This is a genomic window from Lysinibacillus sp. NPDC097868 (assembly GCF_044761135.1).
Classification (GTDB): domain Bacteria; phylum Bacillota; class Bacilli; order Bacillales_A; family Planococcaceae; genus Lysinibacillus.
The window spans coordinates 2,530,740-2,555,356 of record NZ_JBIWBS010000001.1 but is presented as its reverse complement, the minus strand read 5'-3'; the positions used below and the strand labels follow the sequence as shown (position 1 = coordinate 2,555,356).

The following is a 24,617-nucleotide window of genomic DNA, read 5'->3' as shown; positions in this document are numbered from 1 at the left end:
ATAGAGGTACGACTGATGACAAGCCCGCCTAATCCAGATTCCAGCGCAAAGCCAAATTGAATAAAGGACGTATTTACGCTTAGGGCAATGAGCAACTTTTTGCGGTCCACATTTATCGTAAGGGCGATTAGAATTGGAGCGACAATGGCAGCTGCGAGAGCAAATACAGTCACCAATAACCCAGCTTCAGAAATAGTTACTCCAAAGTCTATGGCAGTCATTTCAATTACTTCTGTAATAATGTATTCAACAGTTCCGATTAGAAAAACAGCAAGTGATAGCACATAGATGATCAGATTTTTTTCAGCTCAACCACTTCTCCTCTAGTTATCTATTTACAATTGGAACGCTCATCTTATAGATAATGATAAATATATTTCCCTACCAAGTTCGTTTTCCTTAATCTGATAGTTATTTTTCACAACCCATTTTGCTAAATCAACACAGGCTGTACAAGCAAAGTTCCAATCTATGTGCGAAGATTTTATTCAAGTAGTAAAATTTTTAGGTTTTTATCTATAAATTTGGAATCTGGATCATGCTGGCCAATTCCTGCACAATGCCCCCACTTCGATTCAATCTGGAGAAAGTGGGCATTTGGCATTTGTTGTACCTCATATTTGTTGTCCTGGGGGGGAAAGAAAAGATCTGTACTTCCTGGCATCACCAATGCCCGTGCTGTAATCTTACTTAAAGCAAGTTCAAAATCGTCGTCATATGCTGGATTTGCACAAATATTGCCCGTCATTCCTGTACGTAACATGGTAATCAGGTCATTGGCATCAAAGGTCAAAAACACTTGATCCCAGTAATCTACGAGGTATTCCTCCAGTGTTTGGAAGCCTTCTTGCTTGTAAAGCTGCTCCAGATAATAAGCCTGCGAGAAGCCCCAAGCTGCATAGACTCGCCCCATGGCTGCCAATCCTGCTGTGGGTTGCTGTGTGTAAAAGCCATTCTTCCAGTTAGAATCAGCCTGAAGGGCAGCAATCATTCCCTCAAATACAACCTTTGCATGTGGTCGGGTCATGGCAGTACCTCCGAATGGGGCGATTCGTTCGATCATATCTGGATAACTTGCTCCCCATTGAAAGGTCTGCACAGCACCTAGTGACCAGCCAACAACGAGTGCAATTTTTGTAATACCAAACTTTTGAGTAACCAATTGATGCTGTAGTCGCACGTTATCATAAATCGAAATTAGGGGAAAATTCGCTTGATGATAGGGAGGTGGCGTATTGCTTGGTGAAGAGGATAATCCATTGCCTAGCATATTCGGTATGATGATGAAATACTTTTTTGGATCCAGTGCCTTGCCAGTTCCAATTAACCATTCATTATCGGTATGCAGACCTGCAAACCAGGTAGGATAAACAATTACATTATTTTTTTCTGCATTTAGTGTTCCGTATGTTTTGTAGGCGAGAATGGCATTTGGCAGCGTGTCACCAGATTGCAGCAGAATATCACCCAGTTCGTAAAGTTCATAATCTCTCATGTAAAAAACTCCTTTTCATAGTTAAAGATGGATTGCCTTTCTTGTGATAACTGTACGATGGTGCTATTGTTAAGTCAAAGAAACGTTTTTGAATAGAACGTTCATTTTTTTTGAATTAAGGGGTGGTATGTAATATGGAATTGCGCCAACTAAAGACCTTTTATACGCTTGCTTCTACACTCAACTTTAGCCGTGCTGCAGAAGTACAAAACTATGTCCCCTCTACGGTTACGATGCAGATGAAGGCTTTGGAGGAAGAACTAGGTGTCAAGCTAGTGGACAGATTAGGTAAAAAAGTGATTCTGACCGATGCGGGGAGACGTTTTCTAGGCTATGTAGCAGACATATTGAGTGAACTTGAAGAAGCGCAGCATGCCGTCAAGCAATCTGGCGAGGTGACGGGTACGGTGGTCATCAGTGCGGATGAAACGTTGTGTGCATATCGGCTTCCAGTTGTTTTGCGTCGCTTTCGTTTACGCTATCCAGGAATTCGGCTTATATTTCGGCCGCTTGCTCATTCGAATCTCAAACAGAGCTTGCGGGAAGGGGATGCGGATATTATTTTTATGCTGGATGAGGACAAGGGTAAAATAGGATTTTGCGGAGAAAAAATGCTGGATGAGCCCTTTTATTTATTGGCATCGCCTGATCATCCTTTGGCTGCACGTACAGAGTTAGTTATTGAAGATTTTAATGGTGAGACCTTTTTGTTGACGGAGAAGGGATGTTCCTATCGCACGTTTTTTGAACGAAGTCTTTCGCAGAAGGGCATGGGGGGAATTACTGAATTAGAATTTAACAGCGCTGAGGCGATTAAACAATGTGCAAAAATAGGAATGGGCATCGCCATATTGCCTGAAATGGCCGTGACAGCAGAATTAAGTAGGGGAGAACTGGTCCCGTTGCCGTGGGATTGGACTGCCACATCATTTGCAACACAAATGTTTTGGCATGAAGAGAAATGGATTTCGCCTGCAATCGGAGCTTTTTTGAACTCGGCTAGAGATACATTTTTGAATAATAGGGCTTTATAAATTTGTGACAAATTCCCATCAAATCTTCATGTTGCCTAGTCAGATGATGAAAGTTAAATAACTGAACATCACGCTATTTCCACGGCACTAAATCCGCTTTGTAAAACAGTTCGCCTAATTGGTAAGAATAAATAGCATCTGGGACGGTTTTATGCGATATGGATGGTTAGCGGGTATATTGATTAAAAATTATTGAGATGCATATGCAAATTTTTTTATTGAACTAACGAAGCGGGATAGACCAAAAAGAAATTTCATTTTTATAAAGAATTTAATATTAGTTTCAGTGAACAATATTATAAGGAAGTGCAGTTTTTATTAACAAGAGGAAAAAACGACAAAAGTAAATTCTAAAATTCAAAATCTAATACAATCAAATTTGTATCAAGAATAATTTAAAAGGTTGATTACATTGATGAAAAACGGAAAAACATCAAATTATTTAGCGAAAATTTCTTTAGGTGTTATGGGTGCAGGTTTTCTTATAACGATTCCTTTTCAAGAAACTATTACGGGTCGATTATTGCAAGGTGGATTTGAGGCAGGACTAGTTGGTGGACTGGCAGATTGGTTTGCTGTTACAGCTCTTTTTCGCCATCCCATGGGTATCCCCATTCCACATACCGCATTGCTTCCAAAAAACCGAGATAGAATGATTAATGCTCTTATATCCATGCTTGAAAAAGATTGGCTGACTAAAGAAAGCATTATAGAGAAAATCAAACAAATTCATTTTGCAGATAAACTCATACAAATTGCGGAGAAAGAATTGTCAGCAGTAACTTTGAAAAGAAAAATTAGTTCGATTCTTAAGGAGATTATCAGCCTTGCAAATTTAGAAAAAGTAGCTCCATTTATTGAAAAAGAGGTAAAGGAATATCTTCACACTTTAAAAGTAGAAAAAATTCTTCAATCTACAATTACCCTAGCACTAAACGGAAAATTAGATGAAAAAGCTTTGAACTATAGCTTGACTGAAGTTGAAAAGTGGATGTCAAAAGAAGAGACTAAGCAAAAAATAGGAGTAATAGCCAAACAATTACTTGATAATATCGAAGCAGAGGGCTTTTTAAAGTTGGCTATTAGTTCTTTTCGCAATTTAGTAAATGAGGAAAAGCTAGGGAATATGCTTCAACCATTTATTCTTACAAGAATCACTCTTTTACAAAGAGATGATAACCCATATAGGCAGTTGATTCTTTCCCGAGTTCGCGAAGAGTTAGAAGGCTTACATGCTAAGGAAGATTTAATGGTTGAGATCAATAATTGGAAGGATACACAAGTAAACAATTGGAGCTCGATAGATCAAATTACTGAGATTTTACAGCAACTACAGAAAAAGTTGATAGTTCTAGCTGAAGATGAAGAATTTATTGAAAGGTATATCATTTCATTTATTCGAAGCTTTATAAATAACATACTAGAAACACCTCAGAAAATGGAAAGTATTGAAAATTGGATTCAAAATCAAATTATATATTATCTTGATAAGAACCATTCAAAAATAGGCGTTCTTGTGAAAGAAAATCTGGAAAAATTGGATAACAAAACACTTATTAATATGATGGAAAATAACATTGGTAAGGATCTACAATGGATACGAGTGAATGGAGCTGTATGCGGATTTATCATAGGCATTATCTTAACGATTTTGAAAATGATGTTATAAGATAAATTATTAAAGATCTCCTAGTACAACGTTACCGAATACTGTAGTAAGATTTCATTTCCTTCTTCAACTAACAGAGTGCGATTGTTCAATTAAAGCAATCGCTTCTTGTGTTGACGAAGCAAGTTAGCTGAAAAGGGAAAATGGAGAAATGTAAATAAAAGAGTTGTTATAAGGTGGTCTTTATAAATAATAAAAAATATTGAGTCAATTACAGATGAGTTGCAGAATGTTTTTCATTTGCAAATATAAAGTGTAATTCAAATTTCAATTTGATTTCGCAAAAGAGTTCTTTCGAGATTTTGGACTTCAGGTGAAGGGGGAATGGAAAATCGAGGGGAGTTGATGGGATATGCAGTTGGGCTTAATGACGCTAAAGTATTAATTAAAATTAAGTTTGATTCTTTTTTACTTTCTATTTTTATGTATGTGAAGAACTATACTTATACTAACAAGGGCTTTACTTGTAGAACATTGAGTTGCATATGCAGCTCTTTTTTTATTATTGAACTAGCGGGGCAAAACACTTTAATAATTTATGATAAAATTTATTGAGGAGGGAAGAAGAAAATTGACTAAAAAGAAAAAAGTACTATTTCGAATTTCATTAGGTTTGAACATTTTCCTTATCGCAATAATAGCTTGGGGAATAATAAAGATGAACTTTGTTAAAGAGCAAGTTCTCGTTACGGAAGTACAACATAATTTAGTAGAACTTGAAGGTTTAATAGATAATCAGATTCAAGATAATTGGTCAAATCCCAATTTGGTTACAACGGAATTAGGAGATGTATTGAATGGTATTTGGCTAGGTATGAATACTGGAAAACAATTAGGAATGCTCTCTAATAGTGACAATTACATTCTTGAACACTTATATTCCACATTAAAACAATATCCTAATGATAAATTATATAGTTTTGCTGAGTTAACTGAAGAGGATAAAAAGAATTTTGAAGAGTTGCGGGAAACACTTCGTGACGTAGGATTAGGATTAAATATGACTATACGCGCTGATATGGATACCTTTATAAATCAAGCAGAAGAATTAAATAAAAAGATTAAATACCCATTAAATTAACGCTTATTTTGAAAGTATCGACGTATTTATGGAAGAGGGATTATTATATTAATTTTATTCGGTCTCTTAATTGCATTTATAACTATTATTTTATTTTTAATTTTATGTACTAACATAATAATTGCCTTCATTAAAAAGAAACCTTTTCCTAAAAAAATGCTGTTGGCAACGCTATCTGGGATCGCTTTAGTTTCGTCCATTTATCTATATGAAACATATTTTTTACATTTAGTGAAATAGACAGAGAATTCGTCCAAAAGGGACCAGGCCCTGTTATATCCCCTACAGAAAAGTATACTGCTAATACTTATTACGAGCCATTTGGTGGTGCAGCAGGTGGTGTTAATGTATGGGTGGAATTACAAATAATATTGAGAATGATAAAGTACAAATTATTTATTATAGTGATGCAAAAAGTAATTTTTCTAGGATGTGGCTCGATACAGATACCCTGTACATTCTTAATGATAAACCTAATTTTCCGAATTCAAATAGAAGTATCGAATTAAAAGTTGAAAAAGAGATTTATCACGAAAATGGGTTGGCTTGTAAAATTTTGTTAATGAAAGATGATTATGAGACTTGCTATCAAGACTAATTTTTCTTATTCAACAAATGGGGTCCAAGAGCCATAAATGAGTAACTGTCCAAAAATATTACTGAAAGATATTAGTAAAAAGGGAAGAAGCGAAAAATATCGCTTTCTTCCCTTTTAAAATTCTATTTTTTAGCTAATTGCGAAGCCAATTGCTGGGCTTCTTTTGAAGCATTTTTCAAAAGTTCTTCACGATTTATTATAGAAGAACCTTGAACACGCATAATTTTATAATCTTCTATACCCATAAAATTAAACATAGATTTCAAATATTTATGGGAGTACTCTACTTCTGTATACCAATCGTTATTAGTATAAATAGAACCACTTCCTTGGATAATAACCATACTCCGACCATCATTTAACAATCCAACTGAACCGTTTTCAGTATATTTGAATGTTTCTCTAGCAATCAAAATATTATCCATATAATCTTTCAATTTTGAAGGCACATTGAAGTTGTGCAATGGATAAGCTATGACATACTTATTGGCACTTTTAAATTGTTGGACTAACTCATTCATACGTGTGATAGCATTTATTTCGTCATCAGTTAGCACTTCATTGTTTGCTTGTTTATTCCAAGCGTCGAAAATAGTTTTATCCAACTGAGGAATATAATCGTCATATAAATTTATTTGCTCAATGATTTCTTCATCAGAATTTTCTTCTTGATAAAAGTTCATAAAATTTCGTAAACCAATTAAACTAACGGAAGTTGTAGAATCGAATTCAGGATGTGCATTGATGACTAAAAGTTTACTCAAAGTTGTGTTCCTCCTAAAATTTCCTATATAATAGCAATTGCAGACAATATTAATCGTGGATAAAATTTGTCTGTAATTAATATATAGCTTTTTTCTTTTTCCGTCAATGATGTGGACTTATTGTTTTTTTCTATGCGAAATATTAAAATATCTTCTTATAGGAGTAGGTGAATAAATATGAAGTATAGTGTAATGGTGGAATATGCTTTACACAGTTTGGTGTATTTGATCGATATACCTTCTGATGAAACAATTGGAATTAAAGATTTAGCAGAATTTCAAGGGTTATCAGAAACCTATTTATCGAAAGTTTTCAGTAAGTTATCAAAGGCTGGCATTGTAATCTCTGTTCCAGGGGTGAATGGGGGTTATAAACTAGCTAAGAAACCTAATAATATTTCTTTTTGGGATGTAATTAGGGCAGTTGAAGGTATCAAACCAATTTTTCAATGCAAAAATATCTTAAAAAATAATGTGATGTATCAAGACGATGAAAAATGCCAATCGTGTACAACTAACTCTACTTGTACGATTAACATGGTTATGTTAGAAGCAGAAAATCAAATGCGTTTATTTCTTCAAAAAAAGACACTTGATTGGTTGAATCAGGAGCTCGATTCAGTGTTATCAGAAAAAATGAGAGAAGATTCAAGAAATTATTTTATTAAGAGAGGTACTAGTTGATATGTTGACTTAAGGCACATTTTATCGTTTTCTTGGGTCGTAAACAATTTTATGTACAAACAAAATTCTGATAGTTAGATTGTGAAGGGAGTACTTAAGTGCTATAGTTGTACACGGCTCCTTTAATTGATCAAACTTTTTCAAACATGGAGTTTGGTATTTGCTAATAAATAAAACGTTGATGAAATTTGTTCATCAATTATTATGTTAAAGCGATTGAGAAATACTGTTTAAAGTGCAAAAAAACTCAAATAGTGTTGACACTTAGAAAATATTTGCATATAATTGTCCTAATTTTATAAGCAAACACTCACGAGTTCGTGAGTGGCGGAATTTTGTAGAGTTTTAGCTCTGTTTCATTCGCTCGTCGTCTATTTATAGACGACGAGATTTTTTATTTTTTGGAGGGATTTTTTTTGGAAAAATTGAAGTTTTCTTTAGTGGTTTTATTAGGTGCCTGTAGCTATGGGGTCCTATCTTCTATTCTTAAAGTTGGATTTTCAAATGGATTTACCTTTCCTGAACTTTTAGGTGGACAATATGTATTTGGCTGGTTTGGACTATTATTACTTGTTATTTGTTTTTCTCGTCATAAAGTATCTTTGAAAAATATATTATCACTGTTAGCAGTTGGGATAACTATGAGTTTAACAAGTATCTTTTATGGGCTTTCTGTAAAAGAACTACCTGCATCAATTGCTATTGTGTTGTTATTCCAATTCACATGGATGGGCGTTCTAATTGAAGCAATTGCTAATAAAACTGTTCCGAGTCGTGAAAAGATCATTTCGATTATTATCTTATTTGTAGGAACGTTGTTTGCTGGAGGGGTATTTGAAGGATTAGGACAGCAATTATCTATTAAAGGAATAATCTTTGGATTACTAGCTGCTATAACCTTTTCACTCTATATATTTGCAAGTGGTCGTGTTTCCACCGAAGTACCAATCTATTCAAAAAGCTTTCTAATGACAACGAGTGCAACGCTCTTTGTTTGCTTAGTTTTCCCCCCGACATACTTGATTGATGGTACACTGCAGGCTGGATTATGGAAATATGCATTAATTCTTGGTTTCTTTGGTGTCGTAATACCAGTCATCTGTTTTTCCGTTGGTATACCAAAAGTAGGTACAGGCCTTGGAACAATTTTAGGAGCTGTTGAACTACCAACAGCGGTTATCGCGTCTATTACACTTGTTCATGAAGTCGTTTCTCCTTTGCAATGGTTTGGTATTGTTTGTATTTTGTTAGGGATTTTTATACCTCAAGTGCTAGAAGTACGAAAAGAGAAGAGGCTAACTCGTTTTCGCTATGAAACAACTGAGCTTTAGAGTGATATAATTTTTTCAATTCGTTCAGATGTGATTAATTGCTCTTTTCCATGTGTAGACATTGTTTCAAGGATAGATGGACCTAATTCACTCGGGGGTTAATCTTGAGGTAGATATGCTCTATTTTATTTTGCAAAAGCAGACTTTATGATAAGGAGAGTCATTAAAAGGAACGAGTATTATTTTTTTCATATATTTCAATCCTTCTGTATTTCTTCTTGTTATTTGTAGATGCAAGAAAGTTTATGAATATGAATTCAATGAGATATCAAATTATCCTTACGGAACATTATGAGGAATAAGCGATTGAATTAGCATTTCCACCTGCATTGAAATGATAAAAATGCTCAAATGAATTTAGAGATAGATACCATTTATGATGTAGAAACAAAAGAAATTGTAGTAGGTGAAACTACCTATATGCCAAAGGCTCTAATTTACAAGTAAAGAAGGATAAATACAACTAACTGGGGCTTTATGTACCTTAAAGCGCTCTTTCAGTAAAAGAAAGAGCGCTTTAATTTTCTTTAGGCATCGATTTTTCCAATGCTAATTTTACAAAGTCGAGATATATCAGAAGCTCTTCTGGCAAAAATACATCATTTCGCTTCACATATCCTACTTGAATTAGATGACTTTCTTCTAACGGAATCGAGATGACGTTGGGGTTCATATAATTATTCACGATGCAACCTGTTCCAAGGTTATATCCATTCGTATTAGATAAGAGGTTATTCATCGTGCCGCGATCTGTCACATAGACTAGCTTTTCAATATTTTGGACAGGAATCGTTTCTTCTGCAAAATGTAAAAGCATATCATCCTGCTGATAGCTTAAATAAGGATAGTCTCGTAATTGTTCCAATGTAATCGTTTGATAATGAGCTAAAGGATGTTCTTTGCGTAAAAAGACATGCTGCTTCAATGAAGCTAGTGGAGTAAATAGTAAAGCTTTGGAGATGAAATGACGCTCAAAAAAGTGTTTATTTAATTCGCTGACAGATAAAATACCAATAATACTTCTGCTTGAATAGATGTCATCAATAACGTCTGTTGATTTACCTTCACGAACTGCCAGCTCATATTTTCGTTCTTTAAAATGTTCCATTAAATTCGCAACAGCTTCAATTGCAAAGCTATAATGTTGTGATGAAATAGAAAACTTCGTTAGGCCAATTTTCTTGTCTTTATCAAAATGATGTTTAACAGCCTCCGTTTGTTCCAGAAGCATTTTTGCATAAAACAATAACTCAGTTCCTTCTTTTGTAAAAACAACCCCTTTGTTCGTTCGATCTAAAATTATAATCCCTAGCTCTGACTCCAAATCACGCACTGATTTACTAATACTAGGTTGTGTTACGAAAAGTGCTGAAGCGGCTTTACTAATTGAATTATGTTTGGCAATCTCTACAAGATAACGAAATTGCTGAAATGTCATTTCCTCACCCACTCTTCTTTTTCTTGCTATAACTTTAGTCTATAGCAAGGGGATAAAAAGTTCAATTTTACCTTATGAATGAAGAGATTTAATATAAAAGGAGGATTACAAATAAAGCGAAAAAGAAAGGGAGAAAAAACATGATAAGAGAAGCAACGCCAAAGGACTTAATGGACATTTTAAACATTTATAATGATGCAATTCTCCATACGACTGCTGTATACACATATAAACCCCAAACTCTGGAAAATAGACAAAGTTGGTATGACCAAAAGATGCAGGAGGGAAATCCAATACTCGTATATGAGCTAGATAAAAAAGTGGTAGGCTTTGCGACATTTGGTCCTTTTAGAGCGTAGCCAGCTTATAAATATTCGATTGAGCATTCTATTTATGTAGATAAAAACTATAGAAAAAATGGAATTGGAACGGCATTGCTTCAAGACTTAATAGCTATTGCAACGGAAAGAGAATACATGACTCTAATTGCTGGAATTGATGCTCAAAATGAAAAAAGTATTGATATGCATAAAAACTTTGGCTTTGTCTATTCTGGTACTATTAAAAAAGCAGGTTATAAATTTAATAGTTGGCTAGATTTAGATTTTTATCAATTAGAGTTGCAAGGTCCTAAAGAACCTGTAGAAGAATAAATCTGTTTGGAAGAAGGGGGAATCCAAGGTGAAGAAGTATTATGTCTTGTTGCTTTCAACTTGTTTATTATGGGCAGGAAGTTTTGTAGTTAGTAAAACGCTTGTTGAACATGCTTCACCTATCACCCTGACGACTTTGAGGTGGATGATTGCAGTCATTTGTCTTGTGCCTATTGTATGGTGGAAAGAAAAAAAGATTTTGCCTCCAAAAAATGCAATACTTCCTTTAGTTTTAATGGGGTTAACAGGTGTTGTTCTATTTAACCTTCTACAGTTTTTAGCATTAGAGCAGACAACTGCAACAAATGTTGGCTTAATATCAACTTTAAATATGATTTCCATCGCTGCTTGTTCAGCTATATTTTTGAAAGAGAAATTGAATATGCTACAAATTGTTGCAATGAGTGTTTCCTTTTGTGGTGTCATTCTTGTACTATCAAAAGGGAAAATAGACTACTTGTTATCATTGAAGTTTAATACAGGAGATTTGTGGATGCTTGCTGCAGTATGTATATGGGGAATTTATACAATTTGTAGTAAGTGGGCTATGGCCAAAACTTCGGCTTTAATGTCTACTTTATACTCAGCTATTTTTGGACTAATAATGCTTTTCCCAATAAGCATACCTAGATTTACTGTTTCCCATATAGATACTTCTTTCATTGGTGGGCTTCTTTATACAGGCGTATTAGCAACAGTCGTATGTATGCTATTTTGGAATATGTGTGTTTACAATATAGGTTCAACAACATCAGGCGTTTTCCTAAATTTTAATCCAATATTTACTGCCATTTTAGCTTTTCTACTATTAGGTGAAAAAATGAGTTGGATACAAGGGATAGGGAGTGTCATAGCAATAGGGGGATGTTTTTTGTTTTCATACTATACAAAAAAGAGTGATACGACAAAAGATATAGTCGCAAATCAAAGCGTTCAAAATTAATGAGATGCAAACTATAGGTGCCTGAACTATTGGAAATTAAATAAATGAATAATTACAAGGGCTCAAGGCATCATAGTTTATCGACCTTCCTCTCCCATCCATCCTTTCAACTTCTGTCGTGTAGATTTTGTGCTACATAATGGCTTGGCATTGAAATAAAATATGCCCATTTACTAAATGTACATCTACAATGACGCATTCCCCTTTTTCTGTATAATTCCATGGGAAGTCTTCTCTGCTTTAAATATCCACTGATGAAGAGTTGGTTGATATTTTGGTAGTATCCAACCTAAAATTTTGCCGATAAAATAGGCGGCAATAAGTGTACCGATTCCGATTGAGCCTAATGAATGAATGAAAATTACACAGATTGCACCAGCTACACAAATATTTATGAAATCGATAGAAATTTTTGCTTTACCAAATTTTATATTAAATTTTTCGCTAATTGCGTAAGTTAACGCATCGTACGGCATTAATGGAAGTTTGGCAGTTGTATAGCCCATTAAGCCGACTGCTATAACAAATAAGCTACTAATTAAAAAAACAATTCGAGTAAAGAAGGTTTCAGGTGTGGGGAAAAGTTGTACAACAGAGAGCGCAGCATCCATCAAGAACCCAAATAAAAATGAAATTATGAATTGACCTGCAAATTCAGTTAACTCCATTCGTTTACTGATGATTACTTGAATAATAATGTATAAAACATTTGCCAGTGCCATTGTCACACCAACCGATAAACCAGTCGTTAGTGTACTTGCATATGCTAATGATGACACAGGCGATACGCCAAATCCTGCTTGAATCGACAGGCTAATACCAATCGACATAAAAAATAACCCGAGCACGTACAAGATGATACGCTTCAAGGTTTTAATCTGATGATTCATCATATCTCTCACTTCCTATTTAATATAAGCACTATATATAGAATTATAATGCCAAATTCAAGATATGAAAAATATATATATGATAAACTAATCATATTAAAAAACATATAACGGAGAGATGAAATGGATTTTCGACAACTATATTACTTCAAAGAAATTGTGAAACAAGGAAGTATTTCTAAAGCAGCAGAAGTGCTACATATCGCGCAGCCACCGCTTAGTCAGTTGTTAAAAAAGCTTGAAAATGATCTTGGCACTACATTAATTCATCGATATCGTCAAAAATGGGAGCTTACAGAAACAGGTGACATACTCTATCAGTATGCCAATCAAATGCTAATGCAAATTCAAGATGTAAAGCAGAGAATTCAAGAAATTGAACAAGGTATAGGAGGTACAGTAAGTATCGGTGTATCATCTTCATGTTCGAACATGCTTATTGACTATGTCAGTATGTTTAGAACACAATATCCGAATGTTAAGATGAATATAGTAACAGGAAATTCAGAAGAATTATTAAAAAGACTAGAACAAAGAGAAATTGATGTTGCCTTACTTTTACGTTTGGGCAATAGCGAACAGTATGAGATGAAAAAATTAAAAGAACACCCAACCGCTGTGATTATCCCAAAAAGTTGGGCAACATCGTTTTCAGCACAGCATGTGACGATTGAACAGATTGCCCAGTTTCCATTCATAATGCTAGGATCAATGGAAGGTCTCTCCTTCCATGAAGACCTCTTTAAAGTATTTGATGAACAGCATGTTAAGCCAAATATCATTATCGAGTGTAAAGATTTGAGGATGGTTGAGGCACTTGTTAGTAGAGGATTAGGATTATCCGTTATTCCAAGAATAGATTACACATCCCCATTTTTAGAACATACAACGCTTTTTGAATTGAAACAATTTGATTTTCATCTAGAGCCTGTATTAGTTAAATTAAAGGGCCAACAAGTTTCCAAAGCGGCATTTCAATTTTGGGAAATGGTTGATTAATTAACTGCGATTATAGCTCCCAGTTACCGAAGCAGTCTAGTGCAATAATAATTGCTATGAATAAGAACCATAGGAGTGTTGGATTTGGAAGAGTTTGAAGTTTTCCTCCCAAGAAATAAACATGATGTCGATAAGGTTGAAGAAATTAAAAAACTGGATAGAAATATACTAGTGTCTTTATTGCCAGAGCTACTCGTATTTACGCAGGATATGAACTGGCCAGTTGCTCTTGGTGTATTGGAAATTTTATTAACTTTCCCCAAGGAAATTGTCCCCCATGTGCAAGCTGTTTTATCTTCAGATGATGATAGCTGGAAGTGGTTTATTCTTCATTTTTTAGTTTTTGAATTGCCATTAGAGTCAAGAGTTCAGTTTAAAGAATATTTAACGAGGGTGGCCGAAACCCCTACAGAAGTTGAGCTTGCAGAAGAACTTGATGAAATTGCAAAAGGAATTTTAGAGACACTCTGAAAAAATGAGGTTTATCACTACTTAGAAAATAAATCGACGACTTATATGAATGGGCTTCACTATCGCGGGGTCAATTTTTTGTCTGTGAAGGATTAGTTTTATGGAAGAAGGATTTATCGATTTTCAGGAGAACTTTTATTCCTAATAGAAAATATTTCTAGATGAGGTGTTGGATTGAATAAGATAAAAACCGAAACAGAAAGATTAGTTATTCGAATTATAGAAGAGGAAGATTATTCTACTTGGCTTACCCAATATGAAAATCGTTTACCTTCTCAGCATAAATACGATGAAGGTAAAATAGATATGAGCATTTGTACGAAAGAATGGTTTCATGATTTAGTTACAGAACATTTTCAAATGGCTGTTGATGACAAAGTATATATATTTGGCGTGTTTAGAAAAGTCGATAATACTCATATGGGCTTTATAGATTTTTCGACAATTATGAGGAGAGAATTTCAATGGGCTAGATTCGGTTATACGCTCCATAACCAATTTTGGAGACAAGGTTATGGTAAAGAGGCTGTAAAAGCAGCGATTGATTTAGCGTTTGAAAAGTTAAATTATCATCGAATAGAAGCTCACATAAATATTGATAATATACCGTCTATAAAATTGGCAGAAAGTGTTGGAATGGTCTATGAATGCACAAGGAAAGGTTTCATCTACGAGAACGACAAATGGACAGATCACCTAGTCTACTTTATAAAAGCAAATTAAAACCATTGAGTTGCATAAGCAGCTCTTTTTTTATTGAACAAATGATACCTTATTACTTCAAAAAATGTTGACATTGTCCACTAAATTCATTAATATTTGTTGACATAGTCCACAAATAAAGGAAGGCGAATATGAACTTAAATGATAATATCATCGCTGATATACGGCAATTCAATCGGTTTTATACGAATATACTTGGATTATTAGATAAACATGTTTTGGATACCGGTTATTCTTTTACAGAGGCACGAGTAATTGTTGAGATTGGTTTGTTGGAACAGTGTATTTCAAACAATTTAGTTGAAAATCTAAATATTGATCGCAGTTACATGAGCAGAATCATTACTAAGCTTAGTAATGATGGACTAATTAGTAAGGAATCATCGACAATGGATAGCAGAACAAAATTGATTCGATTGACACCTAAAGGGCTTGCTTTATTTGATCTACTCAATGAGAAATCTGATGAACAGATCGTGAATTTACTGCAAGGTTTGTCACCAATGGAGATGAAAGAAATACATGCCTCTATGTTAATGATTCAAAAGAAATTAAATATGTTGGAGGAAATATAAAATGATACGTTTTGAAAGTGATTATGCAGAAGGTGCTCATAAGCGCATTCTGAACCGATTAATTGAAACAAATGAAGAGCAGACACCTGGATATGGTATGGATGAACATTGTGAAAAAGCCAGAACTTATATCCAAAAAGCGTGTGGTATCGAAAATGCAGATGTGCATTTCTTAGTTGGAGGAACACAAACGAATACGACGATTATCGCGTCCATTTTACGCCCACATCAAGGTGCAGTTGCTGCAATTACGGGTCATATTGCAGTGCATGAGACAGGGGCAATTGAAGCCACTGGTCATAAAGTGCTGACTTTACCGAGTGATGATGGCAAAATTACAGCGCAACAAGTTAAAGAATTATATGATGCGCATTGGAATGATGTCACGCATGAGCATATGGTTCAGCCAGGCTTAGTTTACATATCTCATCCTAGTGAGAATGGGACAACTTACAGTAAATCTGAATTAGAGGAATTAAGCAAAGTTTGCCGTCAAAGTGGCTTGCCATTAGTTATGGATGGAGCTCGATTAGGATACGGTCTCGTTTCTAAAGACAGCGATCTATCATTAGCAGATATCGCTAGACTTTGTGATGTCTTCTATATCGGTGGAACGAAGGTAGGCGCAATGTTCGGGGAAGCGGTCGTCATAATTAATGATAACCTTAAAAAAGATTTTCGCTATTTTATCAAACAAAAAGGCGGCATGCTCGCTAAAGGGAGATTGTTAGGAATCCAGTTTGAAACGTTGTTTGAAGATGGCTTATACTATGAGATTTCTAATCATGCTGTGGAACTGGCGATGATGATCCGAGAAGCATTTGTTGAAGAAGGTTATTCATTAAGATACGATTCGAAAACAAATCAACAGTTTCCTATTTTACCGAATGATGTGTTAACTAAATTAGGTAAGAACTATTCATTTTCCTTTTGGGAACAGTTCGATGCTACGCAAAGTGTTGTAAGATTTTGTACTAGCTGGGCAACTAAAAAGGAAGATGTTGAAATACTGATTGAAGATATTAGAAAATTAGAAAATAGCTAAGCCTTTGATGTTTTGTTAAAAATCAATATATAAGTTTTTATTACATAGGAATCCATTTTGAAGAAATTTTAAAATGGATTCTTTTTATTTATGGAAAGGTTAAAATGATAAATATTTTAAAAATTTTTGAACGAAATGAAGTATTTTACAGTCTAATGAGGGAAGGAGGCGAAAAGCATGGAATTAGAAATCACACAGCGTGCTATACGTGGCGATCATCAAGCGATACTTTCACTTATTGAAATGGATGAAGAGATTTTATTTCGCATGGCTTTTACATATATGAAAAATGAGCAAGACGCTTTAGACGTAATGCAGGAGCTAATTTTTAAGGCACTGAAAAGAATGCATACCATTCAACAGCCCGAATATGCCAGAACATGGCTCGTGCGTGTCTTAATCAATTGTTGTAAAGATCATATACGTAAACGCCGACAAACCGTTCAAATTGAAGAATATCACTTATTTGAATGGGCTATTTACTCGGATATTGAGAAATTGTTAGAGCAACTAACCTTGTCTGAGCAACAACTTATCTATATGAAATATTTTCAGCAACTAAAAAACAAAGAAATTGCCGAGCTAAATCAAATTCCTGAGGGTACTGTAAAGTCTAAGCTTCATCACATATTAAAGAAGCTCAGAATCTTCGCTAAAGAAAAGGAGGACTGGCTATGAATAAACAACCAATTGACGTTCCAAAGGACAAACTTCACCAAATTCGTATGGATGCATTGCGTAAAGTGAAGCGAGAAAAAACAACAAAAAAGCGCATCGTTTCTGTTGCAATCGTATTTTTGTGTTGCTTAAGTCTTTTATTTTCAATTCGCGTATCGCCAACAATTGCTAACTATGTTGCAAAAATACCCGGCCTTGACGCCATTGTAACAGCGGTAGTGAGAGATAAAGGGATAAAAGATATTGTGGATAATCATTACTATGAAGAAATCAATGTGACGCAAAATAAAGATGGCTTATCGCTTACATTGCAAGGTGTTATAGCAGATTATTCGGGATTTGTCCTTTACTATGATGCGGATGCGCCATTTGAATTATTTTTGGACAAAGTGCAATTGTTCCAAGGGGATGATGAAATTGAATGCGGTTGTTCATTTACTATGAATGCTGAAAATCAAACAATCTCTTCGTCGGTAGAATATAGTTTTTCAGAGCCAATCGCCTATACTTCAAAGGATTTTAAAGCTATTTTTCACTTTAATGATAAAGAAAAAGGGAATATTGAAATGACGATACCGTTTACTTTACAAAATGATATCGCTAAGGAAAAAGTTTTTACTGCGAATCGTACGGTTGTTGTCGCAGGTCAGAAATTTACGATTACACAAATTCGCCAGTCACCATTAAAAATGGCACTCGATTTTGAAGTAGATGAAGACAATACAATGCAAATATTGGCACTGGAAGATATTGCAATCGTGACGGAAAGTGGTGAGCGTAGAGAAACACTTAGAAATCGCTCATCAATTTACAGAAATAATTCCAATGGAAAATTCACAGTATATATTCAAAGTAATTATTTTGATGATCCACAGGAATTGACGTTAAAGATTGGCACTGTACAAGCTGTGCCAAAGGGTGAGGATTTTATCGAAGTTGATTTTGGTACACAGGAAATAATCTCAAAACCAGATTATTTAGATTGGGATATATCTGTAGAGCAACATAGCCTAAAAATTGCCGCAAAGAAATGGGATGATCGCGAGCGCCATATGTTCTTTGAGAATGCTTTAAAAGCAGATGGCACGGTGTTAGAATTTGCAGGGGGCTCGTTCTCAGATGATGATGAGTATCTATACGCAACAGAAACCTTTAAAAACTACGATGGTAAAGCCAAAATAATGATAGACTATTTCTACAATCCTATTGGGGAAAATATTGAAATTACGATTCCGTTGAAATAAATTACAGATGTTCAGAAGGGGGGAGGTCCTTTTTGAACATCTGTTTTTTCGACTAATAAAGAATTAAAGGATAGGAGTATGCGAATCGTGGGTAAGCTTGGGGAAATCGCGGATAGAAGTCCGTGAATCGCTGATAAACAGGTGGAAATCATATGCAATATTGCTTGAGGTGAAGGAGTTTTTCAGAAAACGCTGAAATCTATCGTTCTTGTATGTTACAAATTAAATTTATTACATAATATTCAGACTTATATTTAATCCGATGCTAGCGTTTTGATATAATTTAAGAAAGAAAATGAGCTTTGGGAAGGAACGGAGGATGATGAATATTCGCAATAAAAAAATATGGTTTTTGTTGATTGTAGTTGTGATTTGGCTAATATGGTTTTACACAAGACCACTAATTACTTTTAATGAGGCAGTACCAGAATTGGATATTGCGAGCATCAATCATGTTTTAATTTCTGATTTGAGAGAATCGCATTATATTGAGCAAGAGGAAACAGAACAATTTATCACGATACTAAATAGCCTCTTTATGAAAAAGAAAATAATACCTAATAGACCGGCTTTTAATGAGGATGCTTATATTTACTTTTATTCAGCAAATCCAGATCAATCCTATACAATAATTTTAGACTATGAAAGAAATATCATAGGAATTATCGAGAGGCCTAAGATGTTGAAGCAATACATTCTTGAGGATAGTTCTGAGCTATTTGCATTTGTTAAAGGTTATTTAAGTAATAATGAGGTAGTCGAATAAACTCGACTACCTCATTATTTTATACTGGGATTCGATTACCTTTTTCATCGTAAAAGGCGTGGATTTTACCTACTCCTGTTACACCTTTGAAAAGCTGCTGTTGTGTTGCCCAGTCACTCGCTTCTAAAAAGGCTAACTCAACATCGAATGTTTCACTATAGCGGTATGAATTAACTACATCACTCTCAAAGCGTTGCACCGCATTATTACCTGCTTTAAGGCCTTGAATCATACCATTTCGATGTGATTGGGATGGGCTTGAAGCAAGGAAACTACACCTAATGCAACCCCGACTGCGCTACTTTTTCCAAAGACCGAATAAGCAATACCTGCAAGTGAAGCGATGTTTCCAATATTTGTTTTGAGTTGATCTGCATTTGTTTTTCCTTCTAGATAATCTATTGCTGCAATTTGGGCAAGTCGAATTGGAAGTATGTCACGATCTCCTTTAATTTTTTTTACTTCGATATATTCTTTCGTTACTGTAGGCATATCAAGCACTCCTTTTTAGTTTTATTGTGTTAGCTAACAATCTATAAAGGTGAACTGGTAGCACAAATAACAACCAATAAGTGAAATTTAATTTTACCGAAAGGGAGATAATTTAGAGTTTTTTATATGGTCGAAAGGATAATCAATTATGAATATTAAAGGTTGTTAAAATACTTGTAAAAACCCCTTTATATAAACAAAGGAGGTTTTAATATGGATCATTCGATACTAATAAATTTTATTAGCAATGTTGGTTTTCCAATAGTGGCATTTCTATTGGTCTTTTGGAAATTTGATAAGTCATTAGCGTTATTGACCGAAGCAGTAAATAACAATACCCAAGCAGTACAGTTATTATTGCAAAAAGAAAAGAGGGAGGGGGTCGAACATAAAAATTGATGGGATATGTAGTCGATAAATCTCTATGATTCGAAAAAAATTATAAAATGTCTGAGGTGATAGTGGTGGATGGCAGATTTGAACATGAAGTTATTGAACTGTTGACACCAAAAATTAAATCAGTGTTAAGACAAACAGATTGGCAATATCGAAATGATTTGGAGCAAGAACTGATTTTAATGGTGCTTTCAACGATAAAAAGAAAGGAATTTAAACAACTTCCTTCCTTTTTTGAACTTATGGATAAAGAGAAAGATACACAAATAGAAAAGTAGAATTGGTGATGGAGAGGGTATGTTTTGATAAAAAATCAAAACATCCTTTTTTCTATTGATAGAGAAAAAGGATGAATTTACAAGAATTTTAAGCTAAATAGAGTGAAAATATATAAAATTTGATATAATTTTAATAAATATAATGAGGAGGTACTCTATGCGGAAACGTAGAATTTTCTTAATCATTGCTGTCGGTGTAATCAGTGTTGTTTTAATGGGATTGGATGTATATGAAAATAAAAAAAGAGATGCTGCTCTTAAGGCTGAGGCTGAAAAAATTTATACTGTTTCAGATATAATGAAAGATGCGAACTTCAGTGATGAAAACGCAACTTTGTATATTGGAGCAGTGGTTGCAACTTTACAAGAACCTTTTAATACAATCAAAGTAGAAGATTCAGTTCAGAAAAAGAGAATCATCGATGAATTGAATAACCTACAACTTAAACAGATTAAAGGTTTCACGTCATTAGAAAAAACTGCGTATCTTATAGATATTACATTGAATAAAAATTATACATTGTATGTATTTGAAAATGAAAAACAAATTCGATTTCTAGATTTTGATGATTCAACTGGAAGTGAAAGTGAATATCTTTATTACTATACCATCCTTAATGGAGATGATTTTTTTAATGCTTTAAAGAATCTAACTCAAACATAAACCTGCCAATTATAGGCAGGTTTTTATGTTGTGAAATTAAGTAAATTATTCTTCTACAGCAACAATGTATTTTAAAACCGTTCTGCCAGTATGAAGGTTAAAGGCTACATAATAAGTTATTTTAAGTGTTAGATTCTTAGATCCGCTATTAAGTGCCTTTCTATGAATAGCGCTCATTTGTCTAGCTCCATCTCTTGCCCTACTTATAAGGTCTTCTTTTACACCTTTCATTCCGTCTGAATAAATTAAGGCGGTACGACTGGCTACTGTTTTAGCAGAAGTCTCGCCAAAGACGATATTTAAAACTTCTGGACTTGTAAGATAGTAAGCATCTGCCATTACATGCTCTGGGTATTTAGTTTCTAAATGTGATGCTCCAGTAAGTAATGCATGCTCCATTTTTAATAAAGTTGCCGGCGTTACAGTGATTGTTGTTGTAGCACCTCGTCGAGAACTAATTATCGCCATAATGTAATTCCTCCCTAAATTTTTTAATAAAAAGTGTTAAGGTTGGCCAACCTAACACTTTTAAAAGGGAAGTTTAAGGTGATTTATCAACCATCTTGATAAATTTTTGGCAACTTAATTAGTATTGAAATTTCTTCTATTTGCAGATTCATACTCTTTTCTTATTTTGCGTAATGCGTGATTTTTAACCTTATTAATAGCTTGTTTTGAAACACCAAGCTCTAAAGCTAGTTCTTCTTCAGTCCAATCTTTCACAAAAAGTAAGTATAGAATCTCTTTTTGCTTTGCGCTTAATGTGGAAACAATTTCGTATAGCTGTTTATCTTCAAAAATCATTTCTAATTCACTAGATTCAACAGGTGTATTAAATTCAATATCAAAATAGTTTCGTTCATTTGCGATTAAATCAAGTAATTTGCCTCCTCCGTCATCGATACTTTTATCTAATATCAATTGATTCAATTTACTGTTATGACGAATTTTTTTATCAAATTTTTGAGACTCAAAAGTTAAAGTACATGAAAAATAACTAAGCAGCTGAATCTTTCTACCATGGATTTGAAACATTTTTTCAATCTTTTCTTTCTTGCAAGTAGTAGGCTTTTTTAAATAACTTTGATACAGCTGATTTATTTCAGGGTTTTTTAAAAAGTTTTTAAGTAACCGATTTTGAATCAAAAAAACCAACTCCTTTACACTTCATGGAATGGGGACCTATAGAAAATTAGATCTATTTCTATATGAGTTTTTATTTATATAAAGGACTTTTCTTAAATCAAAATCAACTTATACAATTGATTAAATTTGTAAGGGAATTTTTGATTAATTTAGCGGGAAAATCTTTTTTTTATAGCGGGAGATTAAAGGGAAATGATAATTTTATTACTTATTAGTAAATAATTTTTTATTAGGTTGTTAAAAAATTATTTAGCCCCTTTATGGTGTGTTAGCAGCTAACTAAAAAACTATAATAATGGAGGTTGTACTATGTCTTTCACAACAACTGAATACGTTAGAACGATTACAGTCTCAAAGTCTACATTACTATCTTTAGGCTTTGTATTTAAATCAACAGTAACTGGAGTCATTCTTGCAAACGTCAGCTACTACATCATATAAAGAATCGGTTGCTTCGACTGCTTCATCAGGTTTAGATTACATTATTGAACTGTTTTCAATAATGAAAAATAACCCTAATTACACATCCGTAGAAGTTCAACTACCTTATTTAGAATGCCGAAAAACAGCGACGGGTGAAGTGTCAACACTTATATCTGGTAAGGGTTCTGTTGTTAAATGGAATACCATTGGGGGAAGTATTCCAGGTTAAGATATAATGGAAAATCGAATTGATATTAAAATTATTGTGACCTTTTGCCGTTTTTAATAAATATTTGTTCATTTCAAAAACAGCACCACCGATTAAATAATTGGTGGTGCTGTCATTGTGTGCTATTTAGATACCACATGTAATAATGCATTAAATACTTGGTCATCAACAACCTGATATGTTTCTTCTAGCTTACCATCAATGAACAAAGAACCGTGATTTGAAAGATATAATTTAAATGCACCGCCACTACCGCTAAGTGAAACTATATAATCAATAGCTTTGGATTCTGAGCGTTTTTGAACACGCTCTAAATCAATTGTTTTTATAATGGATAAAAAAGTAGTTAAACTTTCCTCGTTTAAATCCCGTATTGTTTCATTAGCAGCATCAACAACAAATCCTGAATTGACTTTATCGAAGTCAATCTCGGTCAATAGGTCCTTGGCTAGTGATGTCGTTTTAAAAAAATTCAATGTGTAGAAAGATAAAAAAACAATGCAAACAAGTGAAAAGATGGATAAACGTAATTGCTTACTTGTCATTTTTAAACCTCCTATAGACTAGTGTTCCTAACATTAGTTTTAGCAAAGTGAAAAAATTTTTTTAATAATTTCTCGCTACATTTGATAGAAGCCCATGAATCGCCGGTAAACTTGAGGAAATCGCTGATAGAAGCCTCTGAATCGCTGGTAAACTTGAGGGAATCGCTGATAAAAACCTATGAATCGCCATTAAGACTTCGGAAGGAAGGCCCTGACGCGAACATCAACAGCAATGAAAAAGTGTTCTATTGATTTCAGTCAATAGAACACTTTTTTGTTTCATTATACTTCTTCATTAAAATAGATTTTATAAAATTTTCGATTCGTTTCCTCATCAAAACCAACTTCAATTAGCTCATCCATTTGCTCAATATCACGGACGTTCACTTGAATTTCAATCGCGGAATCCAGTTTGATTTTACGTTTATAACTTTTTTCAGCCTTTGCAATGGCACTTTCGGAAATCACTGTTTCGTAGGGTTTGACTGAATTAATGATAATATCTTTTTGCGTAGAATCAGCCGATTCAAATACTGTTTCGATATAGTCGTTTACTTGAAATTCTTCTTCACTACGGAAATAATCGAGCGTTTTGTTTAAAAGACCCAACTTTTCGGGATTGGAAAAACTCTCTTCTTTTAAAATATATTTTTTACATTCAGTTAATGCTAAGTTTGTTTTATGATAATGTTCATCAGCTACTTTAATTTTCAAAAAACGTTCTTGCCAGTAAACGACATCTTCTTTCTTTTTCGTTTTCATAAAGACAACTGGTGCTTCGTCTGCCCCCATATCTACAATGACGGCCATATTATTGATTTTCTTTACATTAATGCCGTCGATGCCATTGACAGTCACTTTATTTTGTTCATTTTTCACATCTAAAAACATTTCTTTTTCTTCAATTTTAACAATGGCAATAACTTTCTTTACTTCTGTCGACATAAAACAATTGTCAAATAAGCCTATAAACAACTCACCACTTTTAATATTTGGATGACCAGATGCACTATGTAAGTGCGTAGCAATATGTTTGGACTGTTCAAGGAAACTACCTTCCTCATCAAAAATGGCTTTCACATACGTATACACTTCATTCAAACCAATATTCGTTTCATGAAAAAATTCATATTGCTGCTCGTAGTCTAATTTGTTAAATGCTAATTGGGTAAACGCTGCTTCTAGCATGACCTCAGGTTGAGAAAATGCTTCCTCTCCTAAAACAAGAGTTTCGCTTACATAATGTACAACATATTGTGCTAACTTACTTTCACTTACTTCTAACATAATTATCCACCTTTAATATAATTGTTTCGATAATTTACCTTAGCATACCCCGAGTAATAATGACATGGATTTTATA

30 protein-coding genes and 2 pseudogenes are annotated in these 24,617 nt (G+C 34.0%); 21 read left to right on the top strand and 11 right to left on the bottom strand.

From position 1 onward, the window contains the following. Positions 1-83: 83 nt before the first annotated feature. Both ACIQXJ_RS12740 and ACIQXJ_RS12735 read right to left on the bottom strand, forming a co-directional pair. A pseudogene (locus ACIQXJ_RS12740) lies at positions 84-296 on the bottom strand (MFS transporter); the annotation flags it as partial. Between the two features lie 188 nt (positions 297-484). Further along, positions 485-1,495 (bottom strand): alpha/beta fold hydrolase, encoded by a 1,011-nt coding sequence (locus tag ACIQXJ_RS12735; RefSeq protein WP_403054101.1) that lies wholly within the window; start codon positions 1,493-1,495, stop codon positions 485-487. A 134-nt stretch (positions 1,496-1,629) separates the two neighbouring features. On the opposite strand from ACIQXJ_RS12735, the gene ACIQXJ_RS12730 reads away from it, so the two are divergent. The 4 genes from ACIQXJ_RS12730 to ACIQXJ_RS12715 all read left to right on the top strand — a co-directional run bounded on the left by ACIQXJ_RS12730 (position 1,630) and on the right by ACIQXJ_RS12715 (position 5,877). Next, positions 1,630-2,529: a LysR family transcriptional regulator gene (locus ACIQXJ_RS12730; RefSeq protein ID WP_403054098.1), complete on the top strand. Its 900-nt coding sequence runs from the start codon at positions 1,630-1,632 to the stop codon at positions 2,527-2,529. Positions 2,530-2,944: 415 nt separating this feature from the next. Beyond that, positions 2,945-4,198: a DUF445 domain-containing protein gene (locus ACIQXJ_RS12725; RefSeq protein WP_403054095.1), complete on the top strand. Its 1,254-nt coding sequence runs from the start codon at positions 2,945-2,947 to the stop codon at positions 4,196-4,198. 571 nt (positions 4,199-4,769) lie between these two features. Beyond that, positions 4,770-5,279, top strand: coding sequence for a hypothetical protein (locus ACIQXJ_RS12720; protein ID WP_340825651.1), 510 nt, complete (start codon positions 4,770-4,772; stop codon positions 5,277-5,279). Positions 5,280-5,628: 349 nt separating this feature from the next. After that, entirely contained in the window at positions 5,629-5,877 is a 249-nt protein-coding gene (locus ACIQXJ_RS12715; RefSeq protein WP_403054092.1) for a hypothetical protein, read from the top strand. A 122-nt stretch (positions 5,878-5,999) separates the two neighbouring features. Here ACIQXJ_RS12715 and ACIQXJ_RS12710 read toward each other — a convergent pair whose 3' ends face one another. Further along, positions 6,000-6,641 carry an FMN-dependent NADH-azoreductase gene (locus tag ACIQXJ_RS12710; protein WP_403054089.1) on the bottom strand — a complete coding sequence of 214 codons (642 nt, stop codon included), beginning with the start codon at positions 6,639-6,641 and terminating at the stop codon, positions 6,000-6,002. A 177-nt stretch (positions 6,642-6,818) separates the two neighbouring features. On the opposite strand from ACIQXJ_RS12710, the gene ACIQXJ_RS12705 reads away from it, so the two are divergent. Together ACIQXJ_RS12705 and ACIQXJ_RS12700 are read left to right on the top strand one after the other, a co-directional pair. Beyond that, a complete protein-coding gene (locus ACIQXJ_RS12705) occupies positions 6,819-7,325 on the top strand; it encodes an RrF2 family transcriptional regulator (RefSeq protein ID WP_403054086.1) in 507 nt (168 codons plus the stop codon). A 416-nt stretch (positions 7,326-7,741) separates the two neighbouring features. Continuing rightward, a complete protein-coding gene (locus ACIQXJ_RS12700; protein ID WP_403054083.1) occupies positions 7,742-8,656 on the top strand; it encodes an EamA family transporter in 915 nt (304 codons plus the stop codon). A 517-nt stretch (positions 8,657-9,173) separates the two neighbouring features. Here the strand turns inward: ACIQXJ_RS12700 and ACIQXJ_RS12695 are convergent. Further along, positions 9,174-10,094, bottom strand: coding sequence for a LysR family transcriptional regulator (locus ACIQXJ_RS12695; RefSeq protein ID WP_403054080.1), 921 nt, complete (start codon positions 10,092-10,094; stop codon positions 9,174-9,176). A 140-nt stretch (positions 10,095-10,234) separates the two neighbouring features. On the opposite strand from ACIQXJ_RS12695, the pseudogene ACIQXJ_RS12690 reads away from it, so the two are divergent. Together ACIQXJ_RS12690 and ACIQXJ_RS12685 are read left to right on the top strand one after the other, a co-directional pair. Next, positions 10,235-10,747 (top strand): annotated as a pseudogene (locus ACIQXJ_RS12690) (N-acetyltransferase family protein). A 28-nt stretch (positions 10,748-10,775) separates the two neighbouring features. Beyond that, positions 10,776-11,690, top strand: a complete 915-nt coding sequence (locus ACIQXJ_RS12685) for a DMT family transporter (protein ID WP_403054077.1) — start codon at positions 10,776-10,778, stop codon at positions 11,688-11,690. Between the two features lie 185 nt (positions 11,691-11,875). Here the strand turns inward: ACIQXJ_RS12685 and ACIQXJ_RS12680 are convergent, their stop codons facing one another. After that, positions 11,876-12,580, bottom strand: coding sequence for a YczE/YyaS/YitT family protein (locus tag ACIQXJ_RS12680; protein ID WP_403054906.1), 705 nt, complete (start codon positions 12,578-12,580; stop codon positions 11,876-11,878). Between the two features lie 123 nt (positions 12,581-12,703). Here ACIQXJ_RS12680 and ACIQXJ_RS12675 point away from each other — a divergent pair, with 123 nt between their 5' ends. The 8 genes from ACIQXJ_RS12675 to ACIQXJ_RS12640 all read left to right on the top strand — a co-directional run bounded on the left by ACIQXJ_RS12675 (position 12,704) and on the right by ACIQXJ_RS12640 (position 19,081). Beyond that, positions 12,704-13,579, top strand: a complete 876-nt coding sequence (locus tag ACIQXJ_RS12675; RefSeq protein ID WP_403054074.1) for a LysR family transcriptional regulator — start codon at positions 12,704-12,706, stop codon at positions 13,577-13,579. An 84-nt stretch (positions 13,580-13,663) separates the two neighbouring features. Beyond that, the gene (locus tag ACIQXJ_RS12670; RefSeq protein WP_403054071.1) at positions 13,664-14,050 is read left to right on the top strand and encodes a DUF5071 domain-containing protein; all 387 of its coding nucleotides are present in this window, start codon (positions 13,664-13,666) and stop codon (positions 14,048-14,050) included. Between the two features lie 174 nt (positions 14,051-14,224). Next, complete coding sequence (locus ACIQXJ_RS12665) at positions 14,225-14,773, top strand: GNAT family N-acetyltransferase (protein WP_403054068.1); 549 nt, start codon at positions 14,225-14,227, stop codon at positions 14,771-14,773. Positions 14,774-14,904: 131 nt separating this feature from the next. Continuing rightward, the gene (locus ACIQXJ_RS12660; RefSeq protein ID WP_403054066.1) at positions 14,905-15,348 is read left to right on the top strand and encodes a MarR family winged helix-turn-helix transcriptional regulator; all 444 of its coding nucleotides are present in this window, start codon (positions 14,905-14,907) and stop codon (positions 15,346-15,348) included. A 1-nt stretch (position 15,349) separates the two neighbouring features. Beyond that, positions 15,350-16,393 carry a threonine aldolase family protein gene (locus ACIQXJ_RS12655; protein ID WP_403054063.1) on the top strand — a complete coding sequence of 348 codons (1,044 nt, stop codon included), beginning with the start codon at positions 15,350-15,352 and terminating at the stop codon, positions 16,391-16,393. A 177-nt stretch (positions 16,394-16,570) separates the two neighbouring features. Further along, positions 16,571-17,071 (top strand): sigma-70 family RNA polymerase sigma factor, encoded by a 501-nt coding sequence (locus tag ACIQXJ_RS12650; protein WP_403054060.1) that lies wholly within the window; start codon positions 16,571-16,573, stop codon positions 17,069-17,071. After that, complete coding sequence (locus ACIQXJ_RS12645; RefSeq protein ID WP_403054058.1) at positions 17,068-18,315, top strand: DUF4179 domain-containing protein; 1,248 nt, start codon at positions 17,068-17,070, stop codon at positions 18,313-18,315. Before ACIQXJ_RS12650 ends, ACIQXJ_RS12645 begins: the two co-directional genes overlap by 4 nt. 319 nt (positions 18,316-18,634) lie before the next feature. Next, positions 18,635-19,081, top strand: coding sequence for a hypothetical protein (locus ACIQXJ_RS12640; RefSeq protein ID WP_403054055.1), 447 nt, complete (start codon positions 18,635-18,637; stop codon positions 19,079-19,081). A 19-nt stretch (positions 19,082-19,100) separates the two neighbouring features. Here the strand turns inward: ACIQXJ_RS12640 and ACIQXJ_RS12635 are convergent, their stop codons facing one another. Both ACIQXJ_RS12635 and ACIQXJ_RS12630 read right to left on the bottom strand, forming a co-directional pair. Beyond that, positions 19,101-19,280: a hypothetical protein gene (locus ACIQXJ_RS12635; RefSeq protein WP_403054052.1), complete on the bottom strand. Its 180-nt coding sequence runs from the start codon at positions 19,278-19,280 to the stop codon at positions 19,101-19,103. A gap of 29 nt (positions 19,281-19,309) precedes the next feature. Beyond that, the gene (locus ACIQXJ_RS12630; RefSeq protein ID WP_403054049.1) at positions 19,310-19,573 is read right to left on the bottom strand and encodes a hypothetical protein; all 264 of its coding nucleotides are present in this window, start codon (positions 19,571-19,573) and stop codon (positions 19,310-19,312) included. A gap of 213 nt (positions 19,574-19,786) precedes the next feature. Here ACIQXJ_RS12630 and ACIQXJ_RS12625 point away from each other — a divergent pair, with 213 nt between their 5' ends. The 3 genes from ACIQXJ_RS12625 to ACIQXJ_RS12615 all read left to right on the top strand — a co-directional run bounded on the left by ACIQXJ_RS12625 (position 19,787) and on the right by ACIQXJ_RS12615 (position 20,911). After that, positions 19,787-19,972 carry a hypothetical protein gene (locus ACIQXJ_RS12625; RefSeq protein WP_403054046.1) on the top strand — a complete coding sequence of 62 codons (186 nt, stop codon included), beginning with the start codon at positions 19,787-19,789 and terminating at the stop codon, positions 19,970-19,972. A 65-nt stretch (positions 19,973-20,037) separates the two neighbouring features. Then, positions 20,038-20,247, top strand: coding sequence for a hypothetical protein (locus ACIQXJ_RS12620; RefSeq protein ID WP_403054044.1), 210 nt, complete (start codon positions 20,038-20,040; stop codon positions 20,245-20,247). A gap of 157 nt (positions 20,248-20,404) precedes the next feature. Beyond that, positions 20,405-20,911, top strand: a complete 507-nt coding sequence (locus ACIQXJ_RS12615) for a hypothetical protein (RefSeq protein WP_403054041.1) — start codon at positions 20,405-20,407, stop codon at positions 20,909-20,911. A gap of 45 nt (positions 20,912-20,956) precedes the next feature. Here ACIQXJ_RS12615 and ACIQXJ_RS12610 read toward each other — a convergent pair whose 3' ends face one another. Further along, complete coding sequence (locus ACIQXJ_RS12610; RefSeq protein WP_403054038.1) at positions 20,957-21,379, bottom strand: hypothetical protein; 423 nt, start codon at positions 21,377-21,379, stop codon at positions 20,957-20,959. Positions 21,380-21,493: 114 nt separating this feature from the next. Then, positions 21,494-22,057, bottom strand: coding sequence for a sigma-70 family RNA polymerase sigma factor (locus ACIQXJ_RS12605; RefSeq protein ID WP_403054035.1), 564 nt, complete (start codon positions 22,055-22,057; stop codon positions 21,494-21,496). 309 nt (positions 22,058-22,366) lie between these two features. Between ACIQXJ_RS12605 and ACIQXJ_RS12600 the strand changes: the two genes are divergently transcribed. Then, on the top strand, positions 22,367-22,498 hold the full coding sequence (locus ACIQXJ_RS12600) for a hypothetical protein (protein ID WP_403054032.1): 132 nt from the start codon (positions 22,367-22,369) through the stop codon (positions 22,496-22,498). Beyond that, on the top strand, positions 22,470-22,709 hold the full coding sequence (locus tag ACIQXJ_RS12595; RefSeq protein WP_403054029.1) for a hypothetical protein: 240 nt from the start codon (positions 22,470-22,472) through the stop codon (positions 22,707-22,709). Before ACIQXJ_RS12600 ends, ACIQXJ_RS12595 begins: the two co-directional genes overlap by 29 nt. A gap of 122 nt (positions 22,710-22,831) precedes the next feature. On the opposite strand, the gene ACIQXJ_RS12590 is transcribed toward ACIQXJ_RS12595, so the two are convergent. Both ACIQXJ_RS12590 and ACIQXJ_RS12585 read right to left on the bottom strand, forming a co-directional pair. Continuing rightward, positions 22,832-23,254 (bottom strand): hypothetical protein, encoded by a 423-nt coding sequence (locus ACIQXJ_RS12590; RefSeq protein ID WP_403054026.1) that lies wholly within the window; start codon positions 23,252-23,254, stop codon positions 22,832-22,834. A gap of 282 nt (positions 23,255-23,536) precedes the next feature. Continuing rightward, entirely contained in the window at positions 23,537-24,541 is a 1,005-nt protein-coding gene (locus ACIQXJ_RS12585; RefSeq protein WP_403054023.1) for a nucleoid-associated protein, read from the bottom strand. Positions 24,542-24,617 lie beyond the last annotated feature (76 nt).